The sequence below is a fragment of the Roseateles sp. PN1 genome (genome assembly GCF_038419725.1).
Taxonomy (GTDB): Bacteria; Pseudomonadota; Gammaproteobacteria; order Burkholderiales; family Burkholderiaceae_C; genus Paucibacter_A.
This window is the reverse complement of sequence record NZ_JBCARA010000001.1, coordinates 344009-370260: the sequence shown is the minus strand read 5'-3', so window position 1 is coordinate 370260 and position 26252 is coordinate 344009. Positions and strand designations below refer to the sequence as shown.

At 63.8% G+C, this 26252-nt stretch carries 19 protein-coding genes; 1 reads left to right on the top strand and 18 read right to left on the bottom strand.

Annotated features, from left to right (window positions below; translation table 11 throughout):
* Nucleotides 1-11: 11 nt before the first annotated feature.
* The 14 genes from AABB87_RS01400 to AABB87_RS01335 all read right to left on the bottom strand — a co-directional run bounded on the left by AABB87_RS01400 (nucleotide 12) and on the right by AABB87_RS01335 (nucleotide 18360).
* Nucleotides 12-2198, bottom strand: a complete 2187-nt coding sequence (locus AABB87_RS01400; protein ID WP_341969328.1) for a secretin N-terminal domain-containing protein — start codon at nucleotides 2196-2198, stop codon at nucleotides 12-14.
* On the bottom strand, nucleotides 2195-2746 hold the full coding sequence (locus AABB87_RS01395; protein ID WP_341969327.1) for a hypothetical protein: 552 nt from the start codon (nucleotides 2744-2746) through the stop codon (nucleotides 2195-2197). Before AABB87_RS01395 ends, AABB87_RS01400 begins: the two co-directional genes overlap by 4 nt.
* Nucleotides 2743-3354: a hypothetical protein gene (locus tag AABB87_RS01390; RefSeq protein ID WP_341969326.1), complete on the bottom strand. Its 612-nt coding sequence runs from the start codon at nucleotides 3352-3354 to the stop codon at nucleotides 2743-2745. The genes AABB87_RS01395 and AABB87_RS01390 overlap by 4 nt, the downstream gene beginning before the upstream one ends.
* Nucleotides 3351-4829: a hypothetical protein gene (locus AABB87_RS01385; protein ID WP_341969325.1), complete on the bottom strand. Its 1479-nt coding sequence runs from the start codon at nucleotides 4827-4829 to the stop codon at nucleotides 3351-3353. The genes AABB87_RS01390 and AABB87_RS01385 overlap by 4 nt, the downstream gene beginning before the upstream one ends.
* On the bottom strand, nucleotides 4810-6342 hold the full coding sequence (locus tag AABB87_RS01380) for a GspE/PulE family protein (RefSeq protein WP_058721155.1): 1533 nt from the start codon (nucleotides 6340-6342) through the stop codon (nucleotides 4810-4812). The genes AABB87_RS01385 and AABB87_RS01380 overlap by 20 nt, the downstream gene beginning before the upstream one ends.
* On the bottom strand, nucleotides 6339-7553 hold the full coding sequence (locus AABB87_RS01375) for a type II secretion system F family protein (RefSeq protein ID WP_341969324.1): 1215 nt from the start codon (nucleotides 7551-7553) through the stop codon (nucleotides 6339-6341). Before AABB87_RS01375 ends, AABB87_RS01380 begins: the two co-directional genes overlap by 4 nt.
* 67 nt (nucleotides 7554-7620) lie before the next feature.
* Nucleotides 7621-8082 (bottom strand): type II secretion system major pseudopilin GspG, encoded by a 462-nt coding sequence (gspG, locus tag AABB87_RS01370; protein ID WP_341969322.1) that lies wholly within the window; start codon nucleotides 8080-8082, stop codon nucleotides 7621-7623.
* Between the two features lie 196 nt (nucleotides 8083-8278).
* Nucleotides 8279-12067 (bottom strand): hydantoinase B/oxoprolinase family protein, encoded by a 3789-nt coding sequence (locus AABB87_RS01365; RefSeq protein ID WP_341969321.1) that lies wholly within the window; start codon nucleotides 12065-12067, stop codon nucleotides 8279-8281.
* Nucleotides 12068-12432: 365 nt separating this feature from the next.
* Complete coding sequence (locus tag AABB87_RS01360; protein WP_341969320.1) at nucleotides 12433-12945, bottom strand: hypothetical protein; 513 nt, start codon at nucleotides 12943-12945, stop codon at nucleotides 12433-12435.
* 7 nt (nucleotides 12946-12952) lie between these two features.
* On the bottom strand, nucleotides 12953-14299 hold the full coding sequence (locus AABB87_RS01355) for a hypothetical protein (protein WP_341969319.1): 1347 nt from the start codon (nucleotides 14297-14299) through the stop codon (nucleotides 12953-12955).
* Nucleotides 14296-15420, bottom strand: a complete 1125-nt coding sequence (locus tag AABB87_RS01350; RefSeq protein WP_341969318.1) for an AAA family ATPase — start codon at nucleotides 15418-15420, stop codon at nucleotides 14296-14298. The genes AABB87_RS01355 and AABB87_RS01350 overlap by 4 nt, the downstream gene beginning before the upstream one ends.
* A gap of 15 nt (nucleotides 15421-15435) precedes the next feature.
* Nucleotides 15436-16758 carry a serine/threonine protein kinase gene (locus AABB87_RS01345; protein ID WP_341969317.1) on the bottom strand — a complete coding sequence of 441 codons (1323 nt, stop codon included), beginning with the start codon at nucleotides 16756-16758 and terminating at the stop codon, nucleotides 15436-15438.
* 474 nt (nucleotides 16759-17232) lie between these two features.
* Nucleotides 17233-17799 carry a single-stranded DNA-binding protein gene (ssb, locus tag AABB87_RS01340; RefSeq protein ID WP_341969316.1) on the bottom strand — a complete coding sequence of 189 codons (567 nt, stop codon included), beginning with the start codon at nucleotides 17797-17799 and terminating at the stop codon, nucleotides 17233-17235.
* Nucleotides 17800-17868: 69 nt separating this feature from the next.
* The gene (locus AABB87_RS01335) at nucleotides 17869-18360 is read right to left on the bottom strand and encodes a cupin domain-containing protein (RefSeq protein WP_341969314.1); all 492 of its coding nucleotides are present in this window, start codon (nucleotides 18358-18360) and stop codon (nucleotides 17869-17871) included.
* A gap of 29 nt (nucleotides 18361-18389) precedes the next feature.
* Between AABB87_RS01335 and recQ the strand changes: the two genes are divergently transcribed.
* Nucleotides 18390-20270: a DNA helicase RecQ gene (gene recQ / locus AABB87_RS01330; protein ID WP_341969313.1), complete on the top strand. Its 1881-nt coding sequence runs from the start codon at nucleotides 18390-18392 to the stop codon at nucleotides 20268-20270.
* A 72-nt stretch (nucleotides 20271-20342) separates the two neighbouring features.
* Here recQ and AABB87_RS01325 read toward each other — a convergent pair whose 3' ends face one another.
* The 4 genes from AABB87_RS01325 to AABB87_RS01310 all read right to left on the bottom strand — a co-directional run bounded on the left by AABB87_RS01325 (nucleotide 20343) and on the right by AABB87_RS01310 (nucleotide 26192).
* Nucleotides 20343-21881 carry a DUF1501 domain-containing protein gene (locus AABB87_RS01325; RefSeq protein ID WP_341969312.1) on the bottom strand — a complete coding sequence of 513 codons (1539 nt, stop codon included), beginning with the start codon at nucleotides 21879-21881 and terminating at the stop codon, nucleotides 20343-20345.
* Nucleotides 21882-21887: 6 nt separating this feature from the next.
* Nucleotides 21888-23741, bottom strand: coding sequence for a DUF1800 domain-containing protein (locus AABB87_RS01320; RefSeq protein ID WP_341969311.1), 1854 nt, complete (start codon nucleotides 23739-23741; stop codon nucleotides 21888-21890).
* A 185-nt stretch (nucleotides 23742-23926) separates the two neighbouring features.
* Complete coding sequence (locus AABB87_RS01315) at nucleotides 23927-25237, bottom strand: ABC transporter permease (protein WP_341969310.1); 1311 nt, start codon at nucleotides 25235-25237, stop codon at nucleotides 23927-23929.
* A gap of 16 nt (nucleotides 25238-25253) precedes the next feature.
* Nucleotides 25254-26192, bottom strand: a complete 939-nt coding sequence (locus tag AABB87_RS01310; RefSeq protein WP_341969309.1) for an ABC transporter ATP-binding protein — start codon at nucleotides 26190-26192, stop codon at nucleotides 25254-25256.
* Nucleotides 26193-26252: the final 60 nt, after the last annotated feature.

Below are 26252 nucleotides of genomic sequence, written 5' to 3'. Positions count from 1 at the left end.
GGCGCCAAGCCTTAGCGCGCCGCTTCCACCGTCAACATCCCGGTGCCGTCCAGGCGCACCGGCACGCTGTCGCCGTTGGCCGCCGTGCCCTGCGCGCCGCTGACGTTGATGCTGATCACCTGGCCGGCCGCAGCCGGCAAGGCGCGCAACACCACCACCCGCTCGCCTCGCGGTGGCAACTCCACCGGCTGGCGGCCAGCCGGGCCGCCTTGGGCGGAAGCCAGCTTGGCCGGGTCGTATTCCACCTCGGCACGCACGGTGGCGCCGCTGTCATTGCGCAAAGACACCGTCGCCGTGCCACCGGCCGCCACCTGGGGCGTGACCTCAAAGCGCAGCACGGCTTCGCTGGGCGCGGCTTCGGCGGCGGGTGCGGCGGGTGCCGCATTGGCTGCCGGAGCGTTGAGCACGCCAGGGCTGCGCGCAGCACCTGCACCAGCCAAGCCCACGCCCGCTTTGGCATTGGCCTTGAGCAAGCTGCTGTAAGCGCCCGGCGAGGCATCGGTGCCGCCGGCCATGCGCGTGGTGCTCAACTCCGGCAGGGCCAGATTGCGCACGATGCGCGGGGTGATCAGCAGCACGATCTCGGTCTTGGTGTGGTTGTCTTGCGTGACCCCGAACAAGCGGCCCAGCACCGGCAGGGTCGACAGCACCGGAATGCCGTTGGCGGTGCGGCGGTCCTCATCATTGATCAGGCCGGCCAGCACTTGCGTCTCGCCATCGTTGAGGCGCAGCGTGGTGGAGGTGACGCGGGTACCGATGCGGTAGGCGCTGGAGCCGTTCGGGCCGCTGACCTCGCTGATCAGATTGCTGACCTCCAGGCCGACCTTGATGCTGACATCGTTGTCGAGCTGAATCGTCGGCTCCACATCGAGCTTCAGCCCCACATCCAGATAGGACACCGAAGCCGCCACGCCCACATTGATGGACGAGGTGGTGGTGAACACCGGCAGCTTCTCGCCGATATGCACCTTGGCTTTTTCGTGATTGCGCACGCGGATGCGCGGATTGGCGAGGATGTTCACATCGCCCGCCACACCGCGCAGCGTGGCCACCACGGCCGGGTTGGCCACCGAGGCGGTGAAGCTGCCGCGCCGGCTCAGATCCACCTGGCCGGTAACGCCGGTCAGGCCGTACTGCACCGTGTCGGGGAACTTGAGCCCCAGGGCATTGGCGCGGTCGGTGCTCATCTCCATCACCTCCAGCTCCAGCATCACCTCGGGCTCGGGCAGGTCCACCGACGCGATCAGCTTTTCCACCAAGCGCATCACCTCGGGCGTGTCGCGCACCACCATCAGGTTCAGGCGCTCGTCCACATGAATATCACGCACCTTGGCGATCGTGCGCACCATGGCCTGAACCTGCTTGACGTCGGCGTTAGTCAGGTAAAGCGTGCGGGTGATCAGCTCTTGATGCTCGCGCTGCTTGCCGGCGGTGTTGGGGAAGATCAGCACCGAGCTGTCGTTGAGCAGCTTGCGATCGAGCTGCTGGGTCGACAGCACCACGCGCATGGCTTCGTCCAGCGTGACATTGCGCAGGAAAACGGTGATCTTGGCGTCGGCCCGCACGTCTTTGTCGAAAACGAAATTGATGCTGCTGCTGCGCGCCAGCGCTTCAAACACCTGGCGCAGCGGCGCGTCGCGGAACTCCAGCGTCACCGGCTTCTGGAAGGCCGGGCCCATCTCATTGCTCTGCGCTTCCAAGGGCCGCGCCTGCGCGGCCTGGCTCAGCAGCAAACGCGCACCCGGGTGATTGGGCGACTCGGCAATGATCTCGCGTGCCAGCGCCTCGGCGCGGTCCACCTTGCCTTCGCGCAGCTCGGCGCGGGCGCTTTGCAGCTTGGTCTCCTGGCGCGGGCCGCGCAGCAGCTCGGCGTCGAAATAGTCCAGGCGCGGGTGGTGCGCATCAAGCTTGCGCAGCTGGGCCATGGCCTCGCCCATTTCCTCCCAACGGCCGGCGCCGCGCAGGCCTTCAATCTGAATCAGCAAGCGCGACACCAGCTGCTGCTGGGTGCGCAGCTGGGCGGCGCGCACGGCGTGGTCAGCCGGCGCCAGGCGCAGGGCCTCGGTCAGCAAGGTATAGGCCTCGGCCGCCTGGTTGTTGCGGTTCAGCTCATCGGCCTGGCGCAACGCCGGGTTGGCGCAGCCGGCCAGCAGCATGGCCGCAGCCAGGGACAGCAATAGCAATGCGTTCTTTTTCATGAGGCGGGGCGAAAGGCAATGGTTTGAGTGAGCTGGGACGGCAGCCAGGTGAGCTTGAGGCCCTGCTCGGTGACTTGATCGATGCGCCACTGCCCGTCCACCACATCGCCGGCCTTGACGGCCAGGCTGCGGTTGGGGCCGGACAAGAAGCCCCGCGCCTGACCACCGTCGACCAGGCGGCCGATCAGCTGATAGGGGAAGGCCGGTGCCATCGGTGGCGCTGCCACAGCGGGCCCCTTGGCGACAGGAGGAGGCGGCGGCGGTGGGGGCGGCGCCCAGGCGGCGAACTGCGCGTCCTTGGTCTCGGCCCAAGGCTGGCGCGCCACCGGGGTCCAATCCAAAGCCGCTGTGGCTGTCTGCTTCGTTGTGGCGGCTTGGGCCTTGGTGGTGGCGGCAACTGCTGCCGGCGCGGCGCGGCGCTGGCCGGCCATGGGCTGCGCGAGTGCGCTCTCTTGTTCCTCGTCTTCGCCCGCCACCCACCAGGTGGCGAACAGGGTTAGCAACAAAGCGGCCAGCAATCCATAACGTCTTTTTTTCACAGCAGTCATGGCCGGGCCCCTTCGCGCGGTGGCGTACCGGCAGCATCAGCCGCTTGCGCCGGCAAGGCCGCACGGCCGTGCAGCGACCATTGCAGCTCCGCCTCCACCTCGGCAGCCTGCGGCGAGGCGCGGCGCAGCTTGAGCCCGTCCAGGCTGAGGGCAGGGTCATGCAGCAAGGCGGCACCGACGTACTGGCGCAGCTGGGCATAGCCGCCGCTGAGCGGCATGGTGACGCGCAGGCGCTCCAGGCCCGAGGCCGCATCCACGCTGAGGCGGTGTTCGGTGCGGGCGCTCACCAAGCCAAGGCGCAAGCCCATTTCCAGCAGATCGGCCAGGCGCTGCTGACGCTCGGCCGCAGGCGGCAAGGCGGCCAGCCACTGCGCGCTGGTGGCAGGCGCTGCGGCTTGGGCCTGGCCGGCCGCGCGCAGCAGGCGGATCTGACCGCGCAGCTGATCGGCATCGGCCTGGGCTTGCGCGGCCTGGGCATCCCAGCGCTGCGCCAAGAGAGCCAGACCAAGTGCCAGCAGCAAGGCCAGCCCGGCCAGCAGGCCAGGCACACCGAGGCTGCGCAACTCACGCTGCAGATCGGCAAATGTGAAGTTCTGCAAGCGACTCATGGCGTCTTGCCCTCAGCGACTGCAGCTGGCGTCGGCAAGGGCGGCAGCTCACGCTGCAGCGATGCAGGCTGAAGCTTGGCACTCAGCTCAAAGCGCTGGCCGCTCATGCCTTGTTCGGCGGTCTGGAAGCGGCTCAACATCACCTCGCGCCAACCCGGTGCGGCATTCAGTCGGTCGGCCACTTGCAGCGGCAAGAGCTTGTCGGCGGCCAAGCCTTCAAGGCGCAAATCACCTCGCGTGGCATTGATGTCCAGGGCCAGCCAGCTCAGCGCTGCTTGGGCTGAAGCATTTGCCGTGGCGCCTCCGCTCAAGCCAGCTTGCTCCACATTGGCCAGCAGAGGCTCCCAATCCAGCTGCAGCAACTTTTGCACTTCGGCCGCGGCGCGCAGGGGCTGAGCCTGCTCAGCGCCACGCGCCACGGGCTTGGTCACTGGGGCAACATTGGTTCCTCGCAAACGGCTGTATTCCGTCGCCAGGCGGCGTTGTTGGGCTTGGGCCTCAGCACGGGCTTGTTGGCTTTGCTGCAGACCCACAGCAGCCGTTACCAGCACCACGGCAGCCGTCGCCGCCAGGCCCCAGGCCAGGCGGGAATAGACCTGGCGCGGGCCCAGAAAATCAGGGGTCGGGGCGGAGTTACTGGCTTGGCGCGGCGGCGCAAACCATTCGGCCTGCGGCGCGGTACCGGTCAAGCGGCCCAGCAGGCGCACGCCCTCGCTCGCGCCGGCATCGGTCTGGCTGGGCTCTACGCTCAAGCCAAAGCCCAGCGCCAGCACCGGGCCGGCAAAGCCGCTGCGCAGCTCGGCCAAGGTCTCGTGCAAAGCCGCCAGGCTGGCTTCGGGCAAGCGCAGTTGGCGCAGGGCCTGCACTCTGCCGGCGCGCAGCTGCAGCCAGGTCAAGACCTGACCCTCCACCCACGCCAGGCCAGCTTGCGGCGCGGCCGCCCAGATCGGCTCGCTGGCCAACACATGCGCCAGCACCGGCGCCCAGGCCGGTTGCACCTGGCGCAGCTGCACCGCATTGGCCTCAAAAACTAGGCGCAGGGCGGACCAGTCCAGGCCATGCAGGGCCGACAAGCCGCATTGCTCAGCGCTTTGCTCCACACCTTGCGCGGGCGAGGCGCCCAAGCGCCAGCTCGCCAGAGGCCATTGCTTAGCCGCCGCACCGAAGTAATGGCTGAACTGCTGGCGGCCATAGGCTTGCAGATCAGCCTCTTGTGCCAAGGGCAGGCCGGGCTCGCAGACCAGCTCATGCAGCAGGCGGGCCGACACGATCAAGCGCGCGGCTGTGCCGCGATGGGCCTCGGCCCATTCCTGCGCCGTGCGCTGTGGGCTATTGGCGCCGTCCAGCAAAGGGCGCAAGCCCTCGGCCGTCAGGAAGAGCGGCTGGGCTTGGCGCTGCAGGCGGGCGGTGAGGCGCAATCGCCATTGCGACCAGCCGGCGCCAAGGTTCTGCGGGCTACTCATCGAGGGTGACACGTTCCAGCTCCTCGAAAGTGGTTTCACCACGGCAAACGGCTTGCAAGGTCATCACACGCAATGGCTTCATGCCGCGTGAGCGCGCGGCCTCCTTGATTTGCGACATCGGGGCCCGCGCAGCGATCAGGTCGCGCAGGCCATCGTCGAGTTTCAGCAGCTCCGCCACGGCGCGGCGGCCGCGATAGCCGGTGCCACGGCAATGGCCGCAGCCCTCGCCCTTCAAAAAGCTGTGCTCGCCCTCAGCCAGGCCATAACGCGCCAGCACGGCAGCATCCGGGAAATGCGGCTGCGCGCAATGCTTGCAGGTCAGGCGCACCAGGCGCTGCGCCAGCACGGCGTTCAGGGCCGACACCACGTTGTAGAGGTCCAGGCCCATGTGCATGAAACGGCCAATCACATCGAAGGCGTTATTGGCATGCACGGTGGAAAAAACCAAGTGGCCGGTCAAAGCCGCCTGCACCGCAATCTGCGCGGTTTCGGCGTCACGGATCTCGCCCACCATCACCCGGTCAGGGTCGTGGCGCAAGATGGAGCGCAGGCCGCGCGAGAAGGTCAGGCCCTTCTTCTCGTTGACGGGGATTTGCACCACCCCAGCTAGCTGGTATTCCACCGGGTCTTCGATGGTGATGATTTTGTCGGTGCCGGTGTGGATCTCGGCCAGGGTGGCGTAGAGCGTGGTCGTCTTGCCGCTGCCGGTAGGGCCGGTGACCAGCAACATGCCGTGGGGCTGGCGCGCCTGGGCGCGTATGGCGGCGCGTTCATCGGGCTGGAAGCCCAGGGCATCCAGGGTCAGCGCGCCACCGGTCTGCTCGATGCGGGCACGGTCCAGCACCCGAACCACCGCGTCTTCACCGAAGACGCTGGGCATGATGGACAGGCGGAAGTCCACCTCGCGCCCCTGCACGCGTAGCTTGAAACGGCCGTCTTGCGGCAGGCGGCGCTCGCCGATGTCCAGCTCCGACATCACCTTCAGGCGCGACACCAGTTGCTCGGCCACTGCCGCGCCTTCCACCGTGCGCACCATGGACATCACACCGTCCACCCGAAAGCGGATGGCCGCGCCGCGCAAGGTGCATTCGATGTGCACATCGCTGGCGCCGTCTTGCAAAGCGTCGTAGAGCGTGGCGTTGAGCAGACGCACCACCGGGCTGGCCTGTTCGGACATCACCAGGGCAGAGAGCTCCTCGGCGCCGCCAGCGGCATCGCCAGCCACCACCGCTTCTTCCACATCAGACAGAGCGCGGAAATCCGCCTCGCCCGCGCCCAGCCAATGCGTGACGGCGGCCGCGTCGCAGCGCAGCCAGCGCACGGGGCTTTGCAGGCGCGCTTCCACCGTTTGCAGCAGCATGGCGTCTTGCTCACGTTCACCCAAGAGCATCTTGCGGCCATTCGCGCCCACGGCCAACACGGCGCGCCAGCGCTGCGCCTGGGCTTGCGGCCAGGCTTCGAAGTCCAGATGCCAGGGGCCTTGTTCGTGAGGCAACCAATCCTGCAATGAAATTTGTTCGCTCATTGCACCTGCTCCACCAACTGAAAAATCGGCAAGTACATCAACACAATGATTCCGCCAATCAACACCCCCATGATCAACATCAGCGCCGGGTTGATGGCGCGCGTCAGCAGCTCCGTCAGGCGGGCGGCTTCTTCGTCGTGAAAGGCCGCGGCGCGTTCCAGCATGGCCGGCACCTCGCCGCTGCGCTCACCCACCCGCACCATGCGGCGCGCCACGGGGGTGGCGAGGTCTTGCGACTCCAGCGCTTCGGACAGGCGCTGGCCGTTTTCGATCTGTGCAGCCGCCGCCGCCACGGCCGGGCGCCAGGGCGCGGCCACCACGTCTTGCACGATGCGCAAGGCCGCCAGCACCGGCACACCCGAGGCCAGCAGCATGGCCAGGCTGCGGTAAAGCCGCGCCAGCGCCAGCACCCGCAGCTTCGGGCCCAGGCCCGGCATGGTCCACAAGGCGGCCTGCACACGCAGGCGCAAAGCCGCATTCATCCACAAGGCATAACCCGCCAACAGCAGCAGCGCCATGCCCCCCAGCACCAGGCCGGGATGCTTGCCGGCGGTGCTGCCGAACTGGATTAAGACCTTGGAGGCCCAGGGCAGATCGCTGTTCAAGCCGTCCAGAATGCCGGCAAAGCGCGGCAGCACGAAGAGCAGCAAGAACATGATCACGGCGCCGCCCACGCTGAGCAGCATCACCGGATAGACGCAAGCCGCGATCAATCGCGCCCGCAAGCCATCCACCCAAGCCAAGTATTTGGCATGCTGGGCCAGGGCGGCACTGAGCTGGCCGGTGCGTTCATTGGCGGCCACGATGGCGCACACCAATTCATCAAAAGCCTGCGGTTGGGCGCGCATGGCGGTGGACAGGGGCTGGCCCTGCTCAACGCTGGCGATCACCCCATTGAGTGCCTGGCGCACCGACTCGCTGGCCTCTTTTTCGCGCAAGGTGTTGAGGGCTTCCAGCAGCGCAATGCCAGCGTCCAGCAAAACAGCCAATTCCTGGCTGAACAACTGCAGGGGGAATCGTTTGCGGCCGCGTGCCGACGCGGCGGCACCGGTAACGCCAGCGTCGGCTTCAGCGCCCAGCTCCTGCACCTCCAGCACATGCTGGGGCGCCACGCCCAAGACGGCCGCCACCGATTGGCGGTCGGGTGCATCGACGCGCTGCGTCCGCACGCCGGCCTGGGCGTCAAAGACACGGGTCAGATAGCTGGGCATGAGGGGCGAGAACCGACGACGGGCGATGGGGAGAAAGGCAGCGAGTGACTGAAGCGGGGCCGGTGGCCTACCAGCTCGTCACATCGGCGTCTTCGCCCTCGCCGCCCGGCCGGCCGTCGCGGCCGAAGGAATACAAGTCGTAGTCGCCATGCTCACCCGGCGAGCGGTACTGGTAGTCGTTGCGCCAGGGGTCTTTGGGCAAGGCCTTGCTCAGATAGGGGCCGGCCCAGCGCGGCTCATCGGCCGGCTTATCGACCAGCACGGCCAAGCCTTGCTCGGTCGTGGGGTAGCGGCCCACATCGAGCCGGTACTGGTCGAGTGACTTCTGCAAGCCATCAATCTGCGCTCGCGTCGCCTTGACCTCGGACTTGCCGATCTGGCCAAAAAACTTCGGCCCCACATAGCCCGCCAGCAGGCCGATGATGACCATCACCACCAACAACTCCAGCAAGGTGAAGCCGCCCAAACGGCGAGCGGCGCGGGGCTGGGCGAGTAAAGAAAGTGCGGCGAAGTGGCGACGTGAATCCATAGGGCTTTGATGATCTGGCGGGTCCGGGCTGCGCATTGGCAGAAGCGGAGCGAGCGACCACTATGTCACAGCGATTCGCCGCAGCCATAGTGGATTCACCGCCCCCGAACCCAGGGAATATGACACTTTAACCAGCCATCATGACAATTCAGCGCAGGCTGTTCAGCACCCCCCCGAGCTGGGTAGGTGGCCTGAATCAGGCCGGCTGCTCGACGGCACCGCAGCCACCGCCACCCGGCGTCTGAATCGCAAACACATCGCCCGGCTGCATCGCCACTTGGCCGAGGTGACCCAGGGGCTCGATGCTGCCGTCGCCCCGCTCCACCCAGTTGGCACCCACGCTGCCGGCCGCGCCGCCGGCGATGCCGAAAGCACCTGCCAGGCGGCCGTTGCTGAGGATGGAGGCCGTCATGGGCGCCAAGAAGCGCACCCGGCGCAGGCCGCCGTTACCACCCGGCCAGCGCCCGGCGCCGCCTGTGCCAGGGACGATCTCGTAAGACTCCAGCCGCACCGGGAAGCGGAACTCCAGCACCTCGGGGTCGGTGAGGCGCGAGTTGGTCATATGGGTTTGCACGACGCTGGTGCCAACAAAGCCTGCGCGGCCGCCCTCTTGGCCAGCTTGAGCGGCGCCGCTGAGCCAACCTGCGCCAGAGCCGCCCGAGATGGTTTCGTAATACTGATGGGTGGCATCACCAAAGGTGAAGTTATTCATCGTGCATTGGCTGGCCGCCATCACGCCCAAGGCGCCGTACAGCGCGTTGGTGACGCATGAGGAGGTTTCCACATTGCCGGCCACCACGGCAGCGGGCGGGTTCGGGTTCAGCATGCAACCCGCCGGCACGATCACTTGCAAAGGCTTGAGGCAACCGGCATTGAGTGGAATCTGGTCGTCCACCAAGGTGCGGAACACATAAAGCACCGCGGCCATGGTGATGGCCTTGGGTGCGTTGAAGTTATTCGTTAACTGCTGGGGGCTGGTGCCGGTGAAATCGATCACCGCGCTGCGCGCCTGCGCATCCACCCGCAGCGCCACCTGGATCTGCGCGCCGTTGTCCAAGGCCAGGCAGAAGCTGCCGTCCTTGAGCGAGCCAATGGCGCGGCGCACCGAGGCCTCGGCATTGTCTTGCACATGTTGCATATAGGCGGCCACGGTGGCCTGGCCGTACTGCGCCACCATGGCCTTGAGTTCTTGCGCGCCCTTCTCGTTGGCGGCGATCTGAGCCCGCAGATCGGCCATGTTTTGGGCGGGATTGCGCGCCGGGTGGCTGCCGCTGCCCAGCAGCGCCAGCATCTCCACTTCCCGCAAAACCCCAGCCGCCACCAGCTTGAAGTTGTCGATCAACACGCCTTCTTCATCAATGCGGCGCGAAAACGGCGGCATCGAGCCCGGGCTGATGCCACCGATATCGGCATGGTGGCCGCGCGAGGCGACATAAAAATCAGGCCGCTCGCGCTGCGCCAGGAACACCGGCGTGACCACGGTGATGTCCGGCAAATGGGTGCCGCCGTGATAGGGGTCGTTGAGCACATAAACATCGCCCGCCTGCATCTGCGGGTTGCGCTCGATCACGCTGCGGATGGACTCGCTCATCGAGCCCAGATGCACCGGCATATGCGGGGCATTGGCAATCAGCTCGCCCTCGGCATTGAAGAGCGCGCAAGAGAAATCCAGCCGCTCCTTGATATTGACCGAGTAAGCGGTGTTCTGCAGGCGCAGCCCCATCTGCTCGGCGATATTCATGAACAGGTTGTTGAACACTTCCAGCAGCACCGGGTCCACCTGGGTGCCCAGAGCATGGCGGCTGGGGCGCGGCAAAACGCGCAGCAGTTCGATGCAGCCATCGGCTTTCAGCCGCGCCTGCCAGCCGGGGTCCACCACCGTGGTGGCATTGCGCTCGGCCAAGATGGCCGGGCCGGCGATGCAAGCCCCCGGCTGCAGCAGCTCGCGCCGGTAGAGCGCGGCGGCGCGCCAGCCCGCCGGCCCGGCATCATCGGCCGGGCAATACATGCGCAGCTGGGCGCTGGGCTCGGGCTGATGTTCGCTCGGCGGCAATGAGGCCGAATCAGTCGGCGCGCCGACCACCGATGCACCGGCGGCCACACATTCCACCGCCACCGCTTCAATCACCAGCGCCCGCCCGGCCATCAGGAAGGCAAAGCGCTGGGCATAGGCTTGCTCAAAAGTAGCGCGGATTTTCGCCAGGGCATCGGCATCGCTATCGTCGCCGGCATCACCCAGCGCTGGCTCGGGTGGCAGCGCGCAAGCCAGCGCCGTGTCGGTGCCCTGGTAGCGCACTTGCAGCCGGACCTGGCTTTGCAAGGCGCTGGCGGCAATGCCTTGCGCTTGCAGCTCGGCCGCAGCAGCGGCCACCAGCTGCTGGCCCAAGGCCCGCGCGGCGCGCAGGCCCGGTGCGTCCAGCGCCAGCTCCAGCGAGGCCTCGCGCAGGGCCAGCTGATCGGCCAGGCCCATGCCGTAGGCGCTCAACACACCGGCCAGCGGATGCGCCAAGACACGGCTGACGCCCAGCGCATCGGCCACCCGGCAAGCCGCTTGGCCGCCGGCACCACCGAAGGACTGCAAGGTGTACTGAGTCACGTCGTAACCACGCGCCACCGAAATCTTCTTGATCGCATCGGCCATGCTGCCCACGGCAATCTGCAAGGCGCCGCTGGCCACTTCTTCGGCGCTGATGGGCTTGGCCGCCGCCACACTCATGCGCTGCGCCAGCTCGGCAAAACCGGCCTGCGCGGCGGCCAGATCCAGCGGCTGATCGCCCTGCGGCCCGAACAGATGCGGGAAGAACTCGGGCTGAATGCGCCCCAGCAGCACATTCGCATCGGTGGTGGTGAGCGGCCCACCGCGCCGGTAGCAAGCCGGGCCGGGCTTGGCGCCCGCGGACTCCGGCCCCACGCGCAGGCGCGCCCCGTCAAAACGCACGATGGAGCCGCCACCCGCCGCAACGGTGTGGATGCTCATCATCGGCGCGCGCATGCGCACGCCCGCCACCTCGGTGTCGAAAGCGCGCTCGTAGCTGGGGCTGGCGCCGGGTGGCGCGGCAGGGTCGGCCGCGAAGTGGCTGACATCGGTGGAGGTGCCGCCCATATCGAAGCCAATCACCTTGTCATAACCCGCCAATTGCGCGGTGCGCACCATGCCGACAATGCCGCCCGCCGGGCCGGACAAAATTGCGTCCTTGCCCTGGAAGCGGCTGGCCTCCGTCAAGCCACCTGAGCTTTGCATGAAGAACAGCGGCACCCCAGGCATTTGCGCCGCCACCTGCTCCACATAGCGGCGCAGGATGGGCGACAGGTAGGCGTCCACCACCGTGGTGTCGCCACGCGGCACCAACTTCATCAAAGGGCTGACCCGGTGCGACACCGAAATCTGCGTGAAGCCGATCTGCCGCGCCAAGGCCTCAGCGCGTAATTCATGCGCCGGGAAGCGGTAGGCATGCATGAAGACGATGGCGCAGGCACGCAGGCCGGCGTCGAACGCCGCTTGCAGCTCAGCACGCAGCGCAGCCTCATCCAGCGGCGTCACCAACTCGCCCGCCGCGCCCAGGCGCTCTTGCGCCTCGATCACGCGGCTGTACAGCAGCTCGGGCAGCACGATATGGCGTTCAAACAGCTTGGGCCGTGCCTGGGTGGCAATGCGCAGCGCATCGCGAAAGCCCCGAGTCGTCACCAGCAAGGTGGGCTCGCCCTTGCGCTCCAGCAAGGCATTGGTCGCCACCGTAGTGCCCATCTTCACGCACTCCACTCGCTCGGGCGTGATCAGCTCCCCAGCCTGCAAGCCCAGCAAGCGGCGCATGCCTTCCACCGCCGCGTCGCGGTACTGCTCGGGGTTTTCCGACAGCAGCTTGAGCGTATGCAATTCACCGCCCGGCGCACGCCCCACCAGATCGGTGAAGGTACCGCCCCGGTCGATCCAGAATTGCCAGCGGTCGACTGGAGGGACGCAGGACGAGGAAGCGGCGCTAGTCATGGCGGGGCGGGCCCGGGCATTGGCCCGGCTGAGCTACAGGGCTGACCACTGTAGCCGCGTGAGCGCCGCTGGCCATAAAAAGGGCCTGTCGCCTTTGGGGTACGGGCCTGATGTTGGCAGGGCAGCTGTTGGTTCGGTTTAGAACGGGAACGCTGACCTATGGAGTTTCAACATCAGCTCGCCACATAGAGAGCAGGGCGAGCAACTACCTGTTGCATAGCCCACGGAACTAAAGAGGCCGGCGGCTTTGCAGCGCTTGCAGCCCTTAGCTGCGACCCAAGCAACCGTCGGCTAGTGGGCAGGCAGCGACGCTCGAACTCCTGGTCGAGTGCCCGTGCGACGCCGAGTCAGCGGAGAGAGGGGCCCTAGCCTCCGCTCAGAACTATCAAGGACTTCGGTTCTTTTGGTTCTTCGTGTTCCAGCATGTGCATGGGGATCGCGATGTAGGTACCGCACCTGAGCATAACTTCATGGCCAGAGGCATGTGCCTCTTCGAGACCGTCGGTCCGATATTCCATCGACTCAAGATACTGTTCAACTTCTTCTTTGCCGCAATTAGCCAGTGCATTCGCACCAAACAGCAGATCTTGCGTTTTTTCGGACCAGCAGTATTGGTAGTCAGATAAAGGAATTATTCTCATCACGTGAGCAGGGGTTGCACCGTATGTCCTAGCAGTCAACAATCTTGACGTAACGTGCAATGCCTGGCTTCTAAATGGAATACCAAAACGCTTTTCAAACCATGCATCCGCCAACTTGTGGAAACTTTGCCCACTGTTCTTCGGTTTGCGATCCAAACGGGTGACATTGACCGTCGGCGCTTTCAAGTCATATTTGCTTGAGACGCCGCGCCAGAAAGGGAATATCTCAAAACTCATCGCAACCTTATCTCTTCCTGCGCTTCGCAAACGAAGGGCCGGAAATCTTCCGGTCCCTCTCGTAGGCAATCTCGCGCAAAAGCGAAGATGCTTCCTCAACGAGTCTCGTGGCATGTTCCAAACGCTCTGCCCCCACGTCGTCCCGTTCGGTATATCGAACCACTTCGTCCTCGGGCATAACCCTAGATAGAACATCTACGCCTGGCAGTAGTGCTACAACAGCCGTCTTCACTTGACTAGGCTTTATTGCTTCAGGCTTTATTGCGCCACGCGCCAAAACCTCAAACTCGTCCAGCGATAAATCACACTGCGGCCTATCAGAAAATGAAAACGGCTGAGCGAGATCACGCATTAGTTTAAATGCTATCCCATTCCCGAAATTTCGGACATCGAACTCCGAGGAAGTCGCCGAAAACACACCATACCAAACAAGTGCTGAGGGGAAGAATTCAACAAGACGAGTTAGCACCTTGCTATGCGCGAATGAGCCCGGCAATATGCTATTGCAGAGAAATGCAACCGCCACGCTGTCCACTTCAGGCCCGTGTGACAAGGACTGAATCTCTCGCACTCCGCTTAGGAACGCAGCCATACGACTGTCGAACGGGCCCGACATGCTCGTAAACGCTTCAGTCAGTCGAGGATAGGTGTCGACCAGTATGTCCCGCAACGCCTCCCCGCGATCCGCACCCCGGAGTTGTTTACCCAGCGGACTTCGTAGCATCTTGGGCAGAGAAGCCTGCCGGTCGAAATTTTTGGAATTTACCGCGATGGCATGTGTTGTGACCACTGCCTCAACGGCTATCTGAGATACAGGAAGGCCAGTGAGCCTGCGCAGCCTTTGCCAACGGTCAGCGACATTTCTTGGTTCAAGTTTTGGATATAGCGCGGTGGTCCGAGCCATCACATAGGACAAAGATCGACGGCAGCTCGAGTAGGAAGTAACCGGGGCGTTATCACCTCCGTGCAAAGCTGCAAGTGTCGTTTCACCCAAACTTGCCCCGATGAGCGACAACAGCAAGGTCGAAGAGCCGTCATCGAATACCGGTGTCGCGCGATCTTCGTCAATGAAACGCTCCAACTCCTCGCCGATAACATGCATATATGCAGTTATTGGAACTTGACCAGAATAATAAGTAGCAACGGTGGCAAAAAACTCATCAAAGTCTGAGTCACTTGGCACGACCACTAGCGGCAATTGCTGACGGTCGTATCCATTTCGATAAGTCTTGTGAACGCGGGGAGCGTTAGTCAAAGTTGTCGTGAACAGATCTTCGGTTGACGGCCTGCCCTTTGCATGGGAATCAGATCCCAGCATTTCGTTGATTGCCTCTCGGCCGAATTGAAAATTCATGTTGATTTAAATAGATCGCTTAGTGTGGGCATCGGCCTCGGAGGCTCAAGCTTCCCAAGCGCCGAATCCAAATAACCTGGTAAATGCCCACTGAAATAGATGTGCGCGCTTGTTTTCCCGCGCAGCAATCCGGTGTAAATCAAACGCTTCTGCGTAGCTCCCATCTTGTAGAGTGCTTCAAGTCCCGCGATGTGCACGGCCCGAAATTCCCAGCCCTTTGAGCCGTGGAGCGTGTCGATATACACTACCTCGTTGGCTCCTGCGATCGGATTGGCTGACAGGTAGTCTTCAAACGCAGTTGATTGATCTTTCTTTGGAAACAGAATTCCGATCTTCTCTTCGGGATAAAGGTCAATCTGCATGGCCACATTTGCAGCGATTGCGGAAAGTTGAGCATCCAACGAAGGATAAGTAGCCGAAACCACCTGAGAAGGTCTTGTACTTTCCGGGTACTTGCATTCACCTTGAATTTTAGGAAAGGCCGCGGCATCCGAAAGAATGGCATCGGCAACCTTACAGAGTTTCAATCCGCTTCTATAGTGGTACTGAAGCGTGATGACTTGACCACCGACGAGCTTCTCGGGCAGATCGGGTGTATGGGTCGTGCGGTAAATACTTTGCCGCGAGTCCATTGCAAGGACAAGCGTCTTCGCGAGACGCCTGAATACAAGCAATTCCGTGTCTGTATAGTCCTGCGCTTCGTCAACGAGCAATGTTTCGCAGTATGTCCCGTCGATCCCCTTTGATTCAATCAAAGACAAGACCTTGCCTGCGAGCATTGTCCTGTCGGGCTCAAAGCTCCTCGTCAATTCATAATGCACGCCAAATTCATCTAGAATCTCTTTAAAAAAGGTCATCTGAGTGACTGCCGAAGCAGGGTCAAATCCGTAGTGCGTGCATCCCTGCGCTATAAAGCGCTTTAGGCTTGCAGTAAAAGCGATGATTTTGAAATTCGTTTTTTTGCGATAGGTGAGCCACTTAGCTCTCAGCAGCAAGATGTTTGTCTTGCCCGAACCTGCGGGGCCGTAAAGAAGAAAGCTCTGCGCTTCGGGTATACCTTCAACGGCCTTTGCCTGATCTGCATCGAGGTCATCGCCGGTAATCCAGAACATGCCTGTCATTTTCGTCCTCCCTAACTAAGACAGCAGCACGAAGGCCGCGTCTAGCAACACCCGCTGACAATTCGAGAAAGCTGACTGAACGGTGAACATCTCCGTCCACGTTGCCTCAGCGATTCTTGCGTCCCCACATACGGCCTCAAATCTGACGTCCGTAGCCTCGAGCGCAACAGGTGAGATCATGATTTTTATTTTCACGCTCCAGGGTCTTTGGAATTGCTTGTTCGCATCCGCCTCGAATTCAAACGTCGAGTGATACTCCTGTTCAGATACAAATTCCTCCGCGACCCTGAATCTCGGGAAAATCGAAGAATCCAACAGATAATTCCGAATTTCCAGAAAAACCCCAGAATTCAGCAACCACAATTCTTGCTCCCTAGATTTTGTAGTAACTGAAGACATTTTCCGGGCCGCGGCCAACTTTGCCTCTTCCTTTGTTGCCTGCATCAATTGGATTTGACGCTCACGAACTGCAATTCCATTATCCTGCAGCGGACCATTGAAGCTTTCCCAGTTCAGAAAATGAAGTCTCTGCCGCCAATCTTTCAATAAGCAAGCTTGCGTCAACTGACCAAGCCAAGGCTCAATACCAGTCGATGGGATATTGGGAGTTTTTTCTTTGACGCAATCATATAGGCGGGCCCTAGGCTGGTCCTCGCCATCAAATAAGCGCTTGCCAACAATCAAATCGTGAAGTGTCGCACCAATCTGATAGAACGTGATTGCTCGCCAAGCCCCATCCTCGCTGCCCTCTTCCGTCCTCCAAACAAACTCTGGCGGGCTATATCTGAGCGTCGCAACAAACTCAGCCCCAGACAGCCTCCCCCCATCGTCATCATCGGGGAGTCTGTACACCACGCCGAGATCCAAAAGCGTCAACATGCTGAAATCATCGCTAACAACTATATTTGCTGGTTTTATGTCTCGATGAAACAGCTCAAGTTCTTCCTCCAAATACCTAGCTGCGCCTGCTAGCTGCTTTAGCAGCTCTGGCACGTGCTGCGCAGGCACCTTGCCAGTTAGCTTGTCAAGCGAGGTTCCAGGAACAAGCTCCATGGCAAGAAACAAGGATTCGTGCTCGGGGCACTCACCGCCGCCATAAACCTCCACGAGATGCGGGTGATGCTTCTTTCCCGCGAGCGAAAGCTGAATATCAAGCCGCTGCCGAGCTTCAGTTAGCCCATTCTTTTGCAGAGCATCTGGAAAAAAAAGCTTGACTGCTGCTAGACGTCCGTCCACGCCGCTGGCCGCATAGACGATCCCGTCAGCGCCCTGACCAATCGACTTTTCAAGCTTCCATCCATCTATCTCAGCCCCTGCAAGCTGACTCACGTCTGCCATCTCTCCCTCCCTGGGTCTTCTCTGGACGATTAATCGCCATGAGTTCTGCTGCCAGTGTGGCCTAAAGCACTTGTTGTAGGCAAGCTGTCCCCGGACAGGGTCTCCGTCGCAACAGCGTTCGCTGACTATCGACACGTGCGGCATATCAATAGCTGTGGGGCCTGTCGAGTCGAAACACGTTTGTCATCGCACCCCCTTCGCTGAACTGAGCCCATTGGATGAACGTCTGCGGACGCGCCTGAGCGGACATGTAGGTGCTTCGTGCGCGCGACCGCTCTCAGCCTAGAACGGAAAGCGCTCGCCTAAAGCAAGAACGAGCAAGCGAATCCGGTCTGGGTTCTGTTGTTTGCGCATCTTGGGGGGTAGGCGATACCCAACCCCGACAAAGAACAAGAGATGCGATGTAAACAATAAAAAAAGCCCGCAGCTATTAGGCCGCGGGCTTTTTGTTGACAACTAACTGCCAGGCACTTTTCAGAACGGGATGTCGTCGTCCATATCGTCAAACCCCGTCGCCGCACGCGGTGCTGGCGCAGGTGCGCGCGGAGCCGGGGCGCGAGGGGCTGCTGCCGGGCGGGCTGCCGGGGCGCGAGCGGCGGGTTGGTCGCCGTAGTCGTCGCCACCGCCACCGTAGCTGCTGCCGCCACCGGCACCACCACGGGCGCTGTAGCCACCACCGCCGCCACCGCCTTCGTCGCCACCGCTGTCACGGCCGCCCAGCAATTGCATCTGGTCGGCGATGATTTCGGTGGTGTAGGTGTCGCGGCCTTCTTTGTCTTGCCACTTGCGGGTGCGCAGACGGCCTTCAACGTAGAGCGGCTTGCCCTTCTTGCAGTACTGGCCGACGATTTCGGCCAGCTTGTCGTTGAACACGACACGGTGCCATTCGGTCTCTTCCTGCTTCTCGCCGGACTCGCGGTTCTTCCAGTTGCGGGTGGTCGCCAAGCTGATGGTGCAGAAGGCAACGCCGCTGGGGTTGTAGCGCAACTCGGGGTCGCGCCCCAGATTGCCGATGAGAATGACTTTATTGACCGAGGCCATGATGCGTGCGCTCCGCAGAGAAGGAGAAAACCAAAGGGCGGATTATGCCGCCCCAGCCACAAAGCCAGATTAGGGCTCGCCCTCCCAATAGTCCAGCCCGTTCTCCGGGCGCTGCACAAAGCTGCGGCCCCGGGCGGCGAAAACGCCGATCTTGCCGGAGTCAGGGTACTCGCAAACCTCGGGGCGCTCCTGGGTGCTGATGGACAAATAGCTCAGCGGCGCGTTCGAGGTGTTGAGGATTTGATGCGGATAGTCGGGGCCGCAGGGGATGAAGATCACATCGCCCGTCTTGATCGGCAGCATCTCACCGGCCACCCGCAGCGTGCCCTCGCCCGCCAGCACGACGAACATCTCTTCTTGCGTGTGGTGGAAGTGATAGGGGCAGCTTTGCTGGCCCGGCGCCACGGTGTCGACGCCGCAGCCCAGTTTGCGCGCCAGGGTGCCGTCGGACAGGGCGCCAATCATGCTGTCGTAGCGCGGCGCGCGCACAAAGCGCTCACGCGGCAAGTCGAGATGATTGCGGATCAGCTTGGCACGCAAGGCCTGGCTTTTTTCGTCCAAAGTGGTTCTCCTCGACAATGCGGGCCACCATGAGCCAGCCAAACCATCATCCCGTCCTGTTGAACATCCTGCAAGAGGTGTTTGGCTACGGCGCCTTCCGCGGCGCGCAAGAAGCCATCATCCAGCATGTGGGCGACAGCGGTGACGCGCTGGTGCTGATGCCCACGGGCGGCGGCAAAAGCCTGTGCTACCAGATCCCGGCGATTGCCCGCCACCGCGCGGGCCAGGGCGTCACGGTGGTGGTGAGCCCCCTGATCGCGCTGATGCATGACCAGGTGGGTGCGCTGGAAGAAGCCGGCGTGCACGCGGCCTTTTTGAACTCGACGCTGAGCGGCGAGCAAGCCGCCCATGTCGAGCGCGAGATGATGAGCGGCCGCCTGGTGATGCTTTACGCCGCGCCCGAGCGCATCACCAACCCACGCTTTCTGGCCCAGCTGGATTCACTGTACGAGCGCGGCCTGCTGAGCCTGTTCGCCATTGACGAGGCGCATTGCGTCAGCCAATGGGGGCATGACTTCCGCAGCGAGTACCTGGCGCTGAGCCTGCTGCACGAGCGTTTCCCGAACGTGCCGCGCATCGCGCTGACCGCCACCGCCGACGACCTGACCCGCGCCGACATCATCAGCCGCCTGCGCTTGGAAGAGGCACGCGTCTTCATCTCCTCTTTCGACCGGCCCAATATCCGCTACACGATTGTCGAAAAGGACAAGCCGCGCGAGCAGCTGCTGCGCCTGATCCGTGACGAGCATGAAGACGATGCCGGCGTGGTGTACTGCCAAAGCCGCAAGAAGGTGGAAGAAACCGCTGACTGGTTGGTGGCCGAGGGCATCAAGGCCCTGCCCTACCATGCCGGCCTTGACGCAGCCCTGCGCCAAAAGCATCAAGACCGCTTCTTGCGCGAAGACAGTGTGGTGATGGTGGCCACCATCGCCTTCGGCATGGGCATCGACAAGCCCGATGTGCGCTTCGTCGCCCACCTGGACCTGCCCAAAAACATCGAAAGCTATTACCAGGAAACCGGCCGTGCCGGCCGCGACGGTGCCCCTGCCGACGCCTGGATGGCTTATGGCCTGGCCGATGTGGTGAACCAACGCCGCATGATTGACGAAAGCCCGGCCGAGGAAGAATTCAAGAAAGGCCAGCGCGGCAAGCTCGATGCCTTGCTGGCCCTGGCCGAGGCGACCGATTGCCGTCGGGTTCGCTTGTTAGGCTATTTCGGTGAGGCCAGCTCGGCCTGCGGAAACTGTGACAACTGCTTGTTTCCCCCGGCCACCTGGGACGGCACCGAGGCCGCCCGCAAGCTGCTCAGCTGCATCTACCGCTTTCACCAGAACGGCGGCCAGCGCTTTGGCGCCGGGCATTTGATCGATGTGCTGCGCGGCAAGGTCACCGACAAGGTCACGCAATACGGCCACCAGACCCTGAGCACCTGGGGCGTGGGCGCCGACCTGCCCGAGACGCAGTGGCGCGCCGTGCTGCGCCAGCTGATCGCCCTGGGCCATGTGCAGACCGAGGGCGAATACATGACCCTGGTGCTGGCGGACTCGGCCCGCTCGGTGCTGAAGGGCGAGGTGCAACTGCTTCTTCGCGTGCCTTCGGTGGCCAGCAAACGCGGCAAACAAAGTTCGGGCAGTGGCAAGAAGCCAGGCGGAGGCAGCAGTGCGGCGCGTGATCTGGGCGATATGGACGAACAGGCGCAAGCCGCGTTTGAGCAGCTCAAAGCCTGGCGCGCGGAGGTGGCCAAGGAACACAGCCTGCCGGCCTATGTGATCTTCCAGAACGTGACCCTGGCCGAGATGGCCCGGCGCCGGCCCGGCACGCTCGATGAGCTGGCCGGCATCAGCGGCGTGGGCGCGAAAAAGCTCGAAGCCTACGGGGCTGAGATTCTGCGGGTGCTGGATCAGGCCTGAGTTGGAATGAAGTGATGTGAGCTGAGCAGCGAGCAAGCCTGCTCAGCTCACCGCTCAGCCAACAACAAGCCGTCAGCCGAAGAACTTCAAGTCGCGCACGCCGGCATCAAAGTTCTTCAAGTTCGGGAAGATGTCGGCCAGGCCGCCGTCTGACACACCCATCCAGCGGCCCAGCGTGGCGCCCAGCTGTTCCACCGAGGTCTCGGGCAGCAGCACGCCGTTGGCGAGCTGATTGGGGCTGCTGTCGAACTGGTTGTTGCCGGCATTCTTCAGGCCCAGCTGCGGGAACTTGCCGTAGAACTCGCGCCCGCGCACCGCGCCGCCCATCACCAGATGATGGCTGCCCCAGCCGTGGTCGGTGCCATCGCCATTGCTGGTGAAGCTACGGCCAAAGTCACTGGCGGTGAAGGTGGTGACTTGATTGCGCATGCCCATGGCGCCCAGGGTGGCGTCAAAGTAGCTCAGTGCGTGCGACAGCTTGGCCATCAGATCGGCATGGGCGCGGTTCTGGTCGTCATGGGTGTCGAAGCCACCGACGCTGACGAAGAACACCTGCCGCCCCACGCCCAGGCTGCCGCGCGCGCCGATGGTGCGCGCCACCACCTGCAGCTGCTGAGCCAGCGAGTTATTGGCTTTGGCGCCGGTGAGCGGGTTGTCGTACTGCAGCAGTGGGTCAGCCGCGCCGGCCACCAGGCCGCCGGAGCCATAGGGCGCGGGAACAATGTCGGGCAAGGCCGGCACGATCAGGCTTTCGGCGCTGAGCGCGCGGGCCACCACGGCGGCGTGGTCGCGGCCGATCAGGTCAGTGCTACGGCCACCGCGCATGACATTGCGCAAGCGCTCGGTCGCCGTGGTGGAGCCGAACAGGCTGCTGCCGCTGCCACCCACCCGCACCGCGCCGCGGCTGCCGATTTGATAAGGCAAGACCTGGCGCCCAGTCAGGAACACCGCGTTGCCGCCGGCCGAGACGGCGCTGAAGATGGGCTGGCTGTTATTGGCCAGCAGCATGTCGGCAATGCGCCCACCCCAGCCCAGCGAAGCGCCCTCGGGGCTGAGGGCTTGCCAGGTGGATTGCTGGTCGTTGTGCGAGAACAGCGCGGCCGGCCGCGGGAAGCTGACCAACTTCAAATCAGCTTTGCTGGTGGGTTTGACCAGGGTGCCGATATTAGGCAAGACCGCCAAGCGGCCGGCGGCGAACAGATCACGCGCCGCCGCCATGCTGGGGTGCAGGGCAAAGCTGCGGCCTTGGCTCGAGATCGGGCTGATCGGCAAAACACCGCCCAAGCGCGTCGGTGAGCCGGCCGCTGCGCTCGCTGTGGGCGGCGCCCCCGGCGCCAGCAGCGCGATGGAGTCCGGTGCCTGGTTGCGGGTGGCGGTGTAGGCGGCCCAGCTGTCAGCGTCGGTGGGCAAGACCATGTTCAGGCCGTCGTTGCCGCCGTTCATGAACAGGCAGACGATGGCTTTGTAGTCACCGGCCGTTTGGGCACTGGCGCTGCCCATGGCGGCCAGATTCAGGCCCAGCGGGGCGGCCACGCCCAGGCCGGCAAAGGCCGAGGCTTGGCGCAGAAAGGCACGGCGCGAGGCCGCGGAGTGAAAAGTGGCTTGGCTCATGATGATTTACTTCTGCACCAGGTATTCGGGAGCCATCAAGCTCAGATAGACCGCCATGCGGGCGCGGTTGCGGCGCTGCTCGTCGACAGTTTTCTGGTTGCTGGCGTCGGCCTTCAGGGCGTCGAGCTTGACGCTTTCCACCGCTGCCACGATCTCCGCCTGCAGGGCGGCATTGCTGCGCGCCCCCAGCAGTTTGGTGACCACAGCGCCCACCAGCTCGGCGGGCTTGTCGGCCAGGGCGATCTCGGCGCTGAGATTGAGCTGCACATCGGGGCGCGCGGCCTTCCAGTCGGCCCCGGACATGCCGAAGCCATTGCCCAGGCCGTTGCGCATATAGACCGAGTAGCCGGCCACCGAGGTCTCGTTCACCAGCGCCAGCTCGGGCATGGTGAGCTGGGCGGCGCCGGTTTCGCTGCCCGCCGCCACATAGCCGGGGCGGTAGAAATTGAACACCGAGGGCGAACGCAGCGGCGACTGGCCCAGCTGCGAGCCGGGGTCGTCGGTGCTGCGGATCAGCCAGGCGCCCGAATCGCTGCTGGCGCCCAGGGCACGCAGAGCCTGGGTCAGGCGCAGCACCGGCTCGCGCAGCTTGCCATAACTGTTCGCATCAGCGGCAGGCGTGTTGCGCGCTTCGGGATCCAGCAGCACCGCCTTGAGCATGGCGCGCATATCGCCGCTAGCACCAAAGGCCGCGCTCACCCGCGCCACATAGGCCGGGCTGGGATGGCTGGTGACCAGGCGTTGAATCAGCTGGCGGCCAATGAAGGGGCCCACATTGGGGTGGCTGGCCAGGGTGTCGAGCGCCAGCTTGAGGCTGGCGTTCGGGTCAGCGCGGGTTTGCGCCGGCAGCACCTGGCCGAGAAAGCGCTTCTCCGCCAGCGAGTGGTATTGGCCATAGCCCTGCATCGGCATGATGGCGCGGTCTGCCGAGCAAAAACTCGGGCACCAGCCGAAGAAGCGGCCGTTGTCGGTGTCGGGGCCGTCCCAGCTCCAGCCGGTGAAGACCTTGGCCATGCCGGCGATGTCGTCGGGGCCGTAGGTGGGTGTTGCCACACCAGCGGACAACTTGGCGCTGCCATCAGGGTTGAGCGCGACCAGGCCGATGGAAAACAGCTGCATCACCTCGCGGGCGAAGTTCTCATCCGCAACGCGGCCGGTGGCGGGGTCTTCTTTCTGGTTCTTCAGATGCGAGAGGTACAAGCCCATCATCGGATGGCGCGCCACCTGCTCCAGCAGATTGCGATAGCTGCCCAGGCCTTGGGCGGCCAACATGTCCAGATAGCTGGCGGCGCCGCGCGGCTGATCGTCCACCGTGCCATGGGCCAGCGAAATCACAAAGATCTGCGACAAGGCATAGGCCATTCGCTGGCGCAGCTGGTCCTCACCGCTGATGGCTGCTTTGTAAAACGAATCCAGCACCTCGCCCGTACCGGCGCTGGCCGTCGCCTTGGCGGCCTTGAGGCTGGCGTCTGAGGCTTCCCAGTTGGCGCGGTGTGAGCTGGCGGGCAGGGCCAGTTGTTGATCGATCCAGGCCGCATAGCCTTGATCCATCACCGCCTGGATGCTGGCCTCGGTGGGGCCGAAACTGGCTTGCAGCAGGAAGCGGCGCGCTTCGTCACGGCTGGGCTTGGCGGGTGCGGGCTCGGGCGTGGGGCTGGGCGCGGGAGCGCCTGCATTCGGCGTGGCCCCGGTGTCGCCCGTACTGCTGCTGCCACCGGCACCACCGCCGCCGCAGGCCGTCAAGCCAGCCACCGCCAGCGACACCAACAGGCTGGCCAGGGCCCGACGCGCCCGATCTGGCTGCATCAGCTGCGGCTGCGGCGCCTGTCGCAGGGCCATCGGATCAAATTCGACTCTCATTTCGCTCCCACACGCGGCGCCAAAACAAATGGCGGCGCCAAGGTCGGAACTCTAGTCAGCCCGAGCGAACCGCAGGGCGGCCGCGGCCAGCAGTATGTAAGCCGAGGTAACGCTTTGGCAGCGCTTATGCGCTTGCTGTGACTTTGTGCCGCATTAGGCCAAGTCGTGGCCAAAGCCGAGGCCGATCACTCCTCCCATTTGAAACGCGCCAAAGCCAGGGCCGCGAACAACAAGGTAAAGCCCAGCATCACCGCCACCGGCAGCAGCGCTTCCTGCAAGCCTTGGGCACGCCAGGTCATGGCATCCAGCCCATCCACCGCCCAGCGCGTGGGCACAAACATCGACAAGGTTTGCAGCCACTCCGGGAAGATGAAGGACGGCACCCAGGCGCCGCCGAGCATGACCATCAGCAAGGTCGCCAGAATCGCCAGCCCACGCGTGGCCTCGGGCGTTTTGCCCAGCGCGGCAATCAACAAGCCAAAGCTCGATGTCAGCGCAGAGAAGGCCAGCAGCACCGCCGCAAAGCCCAGCCAGCTGCCTTCCACCCGCACCCCAAAAGCGGCCATGGCCACGGCATAAATGGCCGCGAACACCAGCAAGGCGATCAGCGCGCAGCTGGCCATGCGGCTGCCCAGCAAGGTGGCACGCGACAGCGGCGCGGCACGCAGGCGCAGCCACAGGCCTTGGCGGCGCAGCAGCAGCAAGCCCACGCCGATGTCCACCCCCATCATCAAAATGAATTGCACCCCCATGCCGGCGAAGGAATGGGCATAGCTGTTGTAGTGCAGCTCGGGCCGCGCGCTGGCCTCGGTTTCGCGGGTGTTGAAGGGTGGGCTGAAGCTGGGCCCGGTCAATGCGCCAGAAGCGGCGGAGGCTGCGGATGTCGGCGCTGAAGCCGAAGGTGTCGCGGTTTGCGCCTGCACGCGCTTGATGCTGTCGAACATCTGCAGCAAGTCCTGGCGCTGGGCGGCGGGCATCTGCGTGTCGGCGGCCACCTCGGACCGCGCATCCTTGAGGACCGGGCTGTTGGCGCCGAAGGTCTGCTGCGCCACCAAGGCCATCGCATGCTGGGTCAGCAGGCCGCGCACCAACGGCAGGGCCATGGCTTGCGAGGGGTCGTAGACCACGCCCACCTCCGGCTTGTTCTGGCCGCCAAACATGGCACGGCCGGCTTGCGCGGCAAAGCCTGCCGGCAGCTCAATCGCAGCGCGCAGCTTGCCGGCCCTGACCTGCGCCTGAGCCTCTTCGGCCGGCAATTCGCTGAGGGCCAGGCTGGGGTCAGCGCGCAACGCCGCCACCAGCTTTTGCGACAAGGCGCTGCGGTCCAGATCCGTGATGGCCACCGGCACATGGGCGGGCTTGTTGCCCGAGCCGCCGAAGAGGCTGCCGAAAAACGCCGCGATCAGAATCGGCGCGGCAATGCTCATCAACACCGCGCGGCGGTTGGAGAAATGCAGGACCAAGTCCTTGCGAAGAAGCGCGAAAAAAGCGTGCATGGTGGTGTCCTTACTCTCAATCGCGCAGCTGGCGGCCGGTCAGGGCCAGGAACACATCTTCCAGATTGGCCCGGCCTGAGCTGATGTGGCGCAGCTGCTGGCCTTGCGCGGCCAGGGCCTGCAAGACAAGCGGGGTGGCCAGGGTCAGGTCTTGCACGCCCAGCTTGAGTTGGCTGCCGTGCAACTCGACTTGCCTGACGCCAGCCAGGGCCTGCAAGGCGGCCAGATCCAGCGGCGCGCCATCCTCCAATTCCAGCTGCAGGGTTTGCGCGGCGGGCAAGCGGCGGTAAAGCTCGGGTAGGGTGCCGCTGGCCAGCACCTCGCCGTGGTCCATGATCAGCACCCGGTCGGCCAGGCGCTCCACTTCTTCCATGTAGTGGGTGGTGTAGACCAGGGCTTTGCCGGCGCGTTTGAGCCGTTCGAGCTGATCGAAGATGGCGTTACGGCTTTGCGGGTCAACCCCGGCGGTGGGCTCGTCCAGCAAGAGCACGTCGGGGTCATGGACCAGGGCGCAGGCGATATTGAGGCGGCGCTTCATGCCGCCGCTGAAGCTGGCGGGCTTGTCTTGTGCACGCTCGGCTAGGCCAACCCAATCCAACACCTCGCGTGCGCGCTGCCGCAGGGCGTGGCCGGACATGCCGTAGAGCGCGCCGAACAATTCGATATTGGCCTGGGCCGGCAAATCCTCGAACAGCGCAATGTCCTGGGGCACCAAGCCGATGCGGCACTTGAACGCGTTCGCTTGCTCCGCCAAGCTGATGCCGGCCACATGGACCGAACCACTGTCTGCGGGGATCAGGCCGGCCATCATCGCGAGCGTGGTGGACTTGCCCGCGCCGTTGGGGCCGAGGAAGCCGAGCAACTCGCCGGCACGCACCTGGAAGGAAACTTCACGCACCGCCTGCCTGGCGCCAAAGGCTTTCTTCAAGCCCTGAACTTGCAAGATCTCTGTCATCGACCGCCCTCCTCAACTGGTGTGGCGCGATCTTAGAGAGGTGGGCGAAAAGTCAAAAAG

Bases quoted from the DNA above. Each gene is read 5' to 3' on its own strand.
- AABB87_RS01400 (WP_341969328.1), bottom strand. From the start codon at position 2,198: ATGAAAAAGAACGCATTGCTATTGCTGTCCCTGGCTGCGGCCATGCTG.
- AABB87_RS01395 (WP_341969327.1), bottom strand. From the start codon at position 2,746: ATGACTGCTGTGAAAAAAAGACGTTATGGATTGCTGGCCGCTTTGTTG.
- AABB87_RS01390 (WP_341969326.1), bottom strand. From the start codon at position 3,354: ATGAGTCGCTTGCAGAACTTCACATTTGCCGATCTGCAGCGTGAGTTG.
- AABB87_RS01380 (WP_058721155.1), bottom strand. From the start codon at position 6,342: ATGAGCGAACAAATTTCATTGCAGGATTGGTTGCCTCACGAACAAGGC.
- AABB87_RS01375 (WP_341969324.1), bottom strand. From the start codon at position 7,553: ATGCCCAGCTATCTGACCCGTGTCTTTGACGCCCAGGCCGGCGTGCGG.
- gspG (WP_341969322.1), bottom strand. From the start codon at position 8,082: ATGGATTCACGTCGCCACTTCGCCGCACTTTCTTTACTCGCCCAGCCC.
- AABB87_RS01365 (WP_341969321.1), bottom strand. From the start codon at position 12,067: ATGACTAGCGCCGCTTCCTCGTCCTGCGTCCCTCCAGTCGACCGCTGG.
- AABB87_RS01360 (WP_341969320.1), bottom strand. From the start codon at position 12,945: ATGAGTTTTGAGATATTCCCTTTCTGGCGCGGCGTCTCAAGCAAATAT.
- AABB87_RS01355 (WP_341969319.1), bottom strand. From the start codon at position 14,299: ATGAATTTTCAATTCGGCCGAGAGGCAATCAACGAAATGCTGGGATCT.
- AABB87_RS01350 (WP_341969318.1), bottom strand. From the start codon at position 15,420: ATGACAGGCATGTTCTGGATTACCGGCGATGACCTCGATGCAGATCAG.
- AABB87_RS01345 (WP_341969317.1), bottom strand. From the start codon at position 16,758: ATGGCAGACGTGAGTCAGCTTGCAGGGGCTGAGATAGATGGATGGAAG.
- ssb (WP_341969316.1), bottom strand. From the start codon at position 17,799: ATGGCCTCGGTCAATAAAGTCATTCTCATCGGCAATCTGGGGCGCGAC.
- recQ (WP_341969313.1), top strand. From the start codon at position 18,390: ATGAGCCAGCCAAACCATCATCCCGTCCTGTTGAACATCCTGCAAGAG.
- AABB87_RS01325 (WP_341969312.1), bottom strand. From the start codon at position 21,881: ATGAGCCAAGCCACTTTTCACTCCGCGGCCTCGCGCCGTGCCTTTCTG.
- AABB87_RS01320 (WP_341969311.1), bottom strand. From the start codon at position 23,741: ATGAGAGTCGAATTTGATCCGATGGCCCTGCGACAGGCGCCGCAGCCG.
- AABB87_RS01315 (WP_341969310.1), bottom strand. From the start codon at position 25,237: ATGCACGCTTTTTTCGCGCTTCTTCGCAAGGACTTGGTCCTGCATTTC.
- AABB87_RS01310 (WP_341969309.1), bottom strand. From the start codon at position 26,192: ATGACAGAGATCTTGCAAGTTCAGGGCTTGAAGAAAGCCTTTGGCGCC.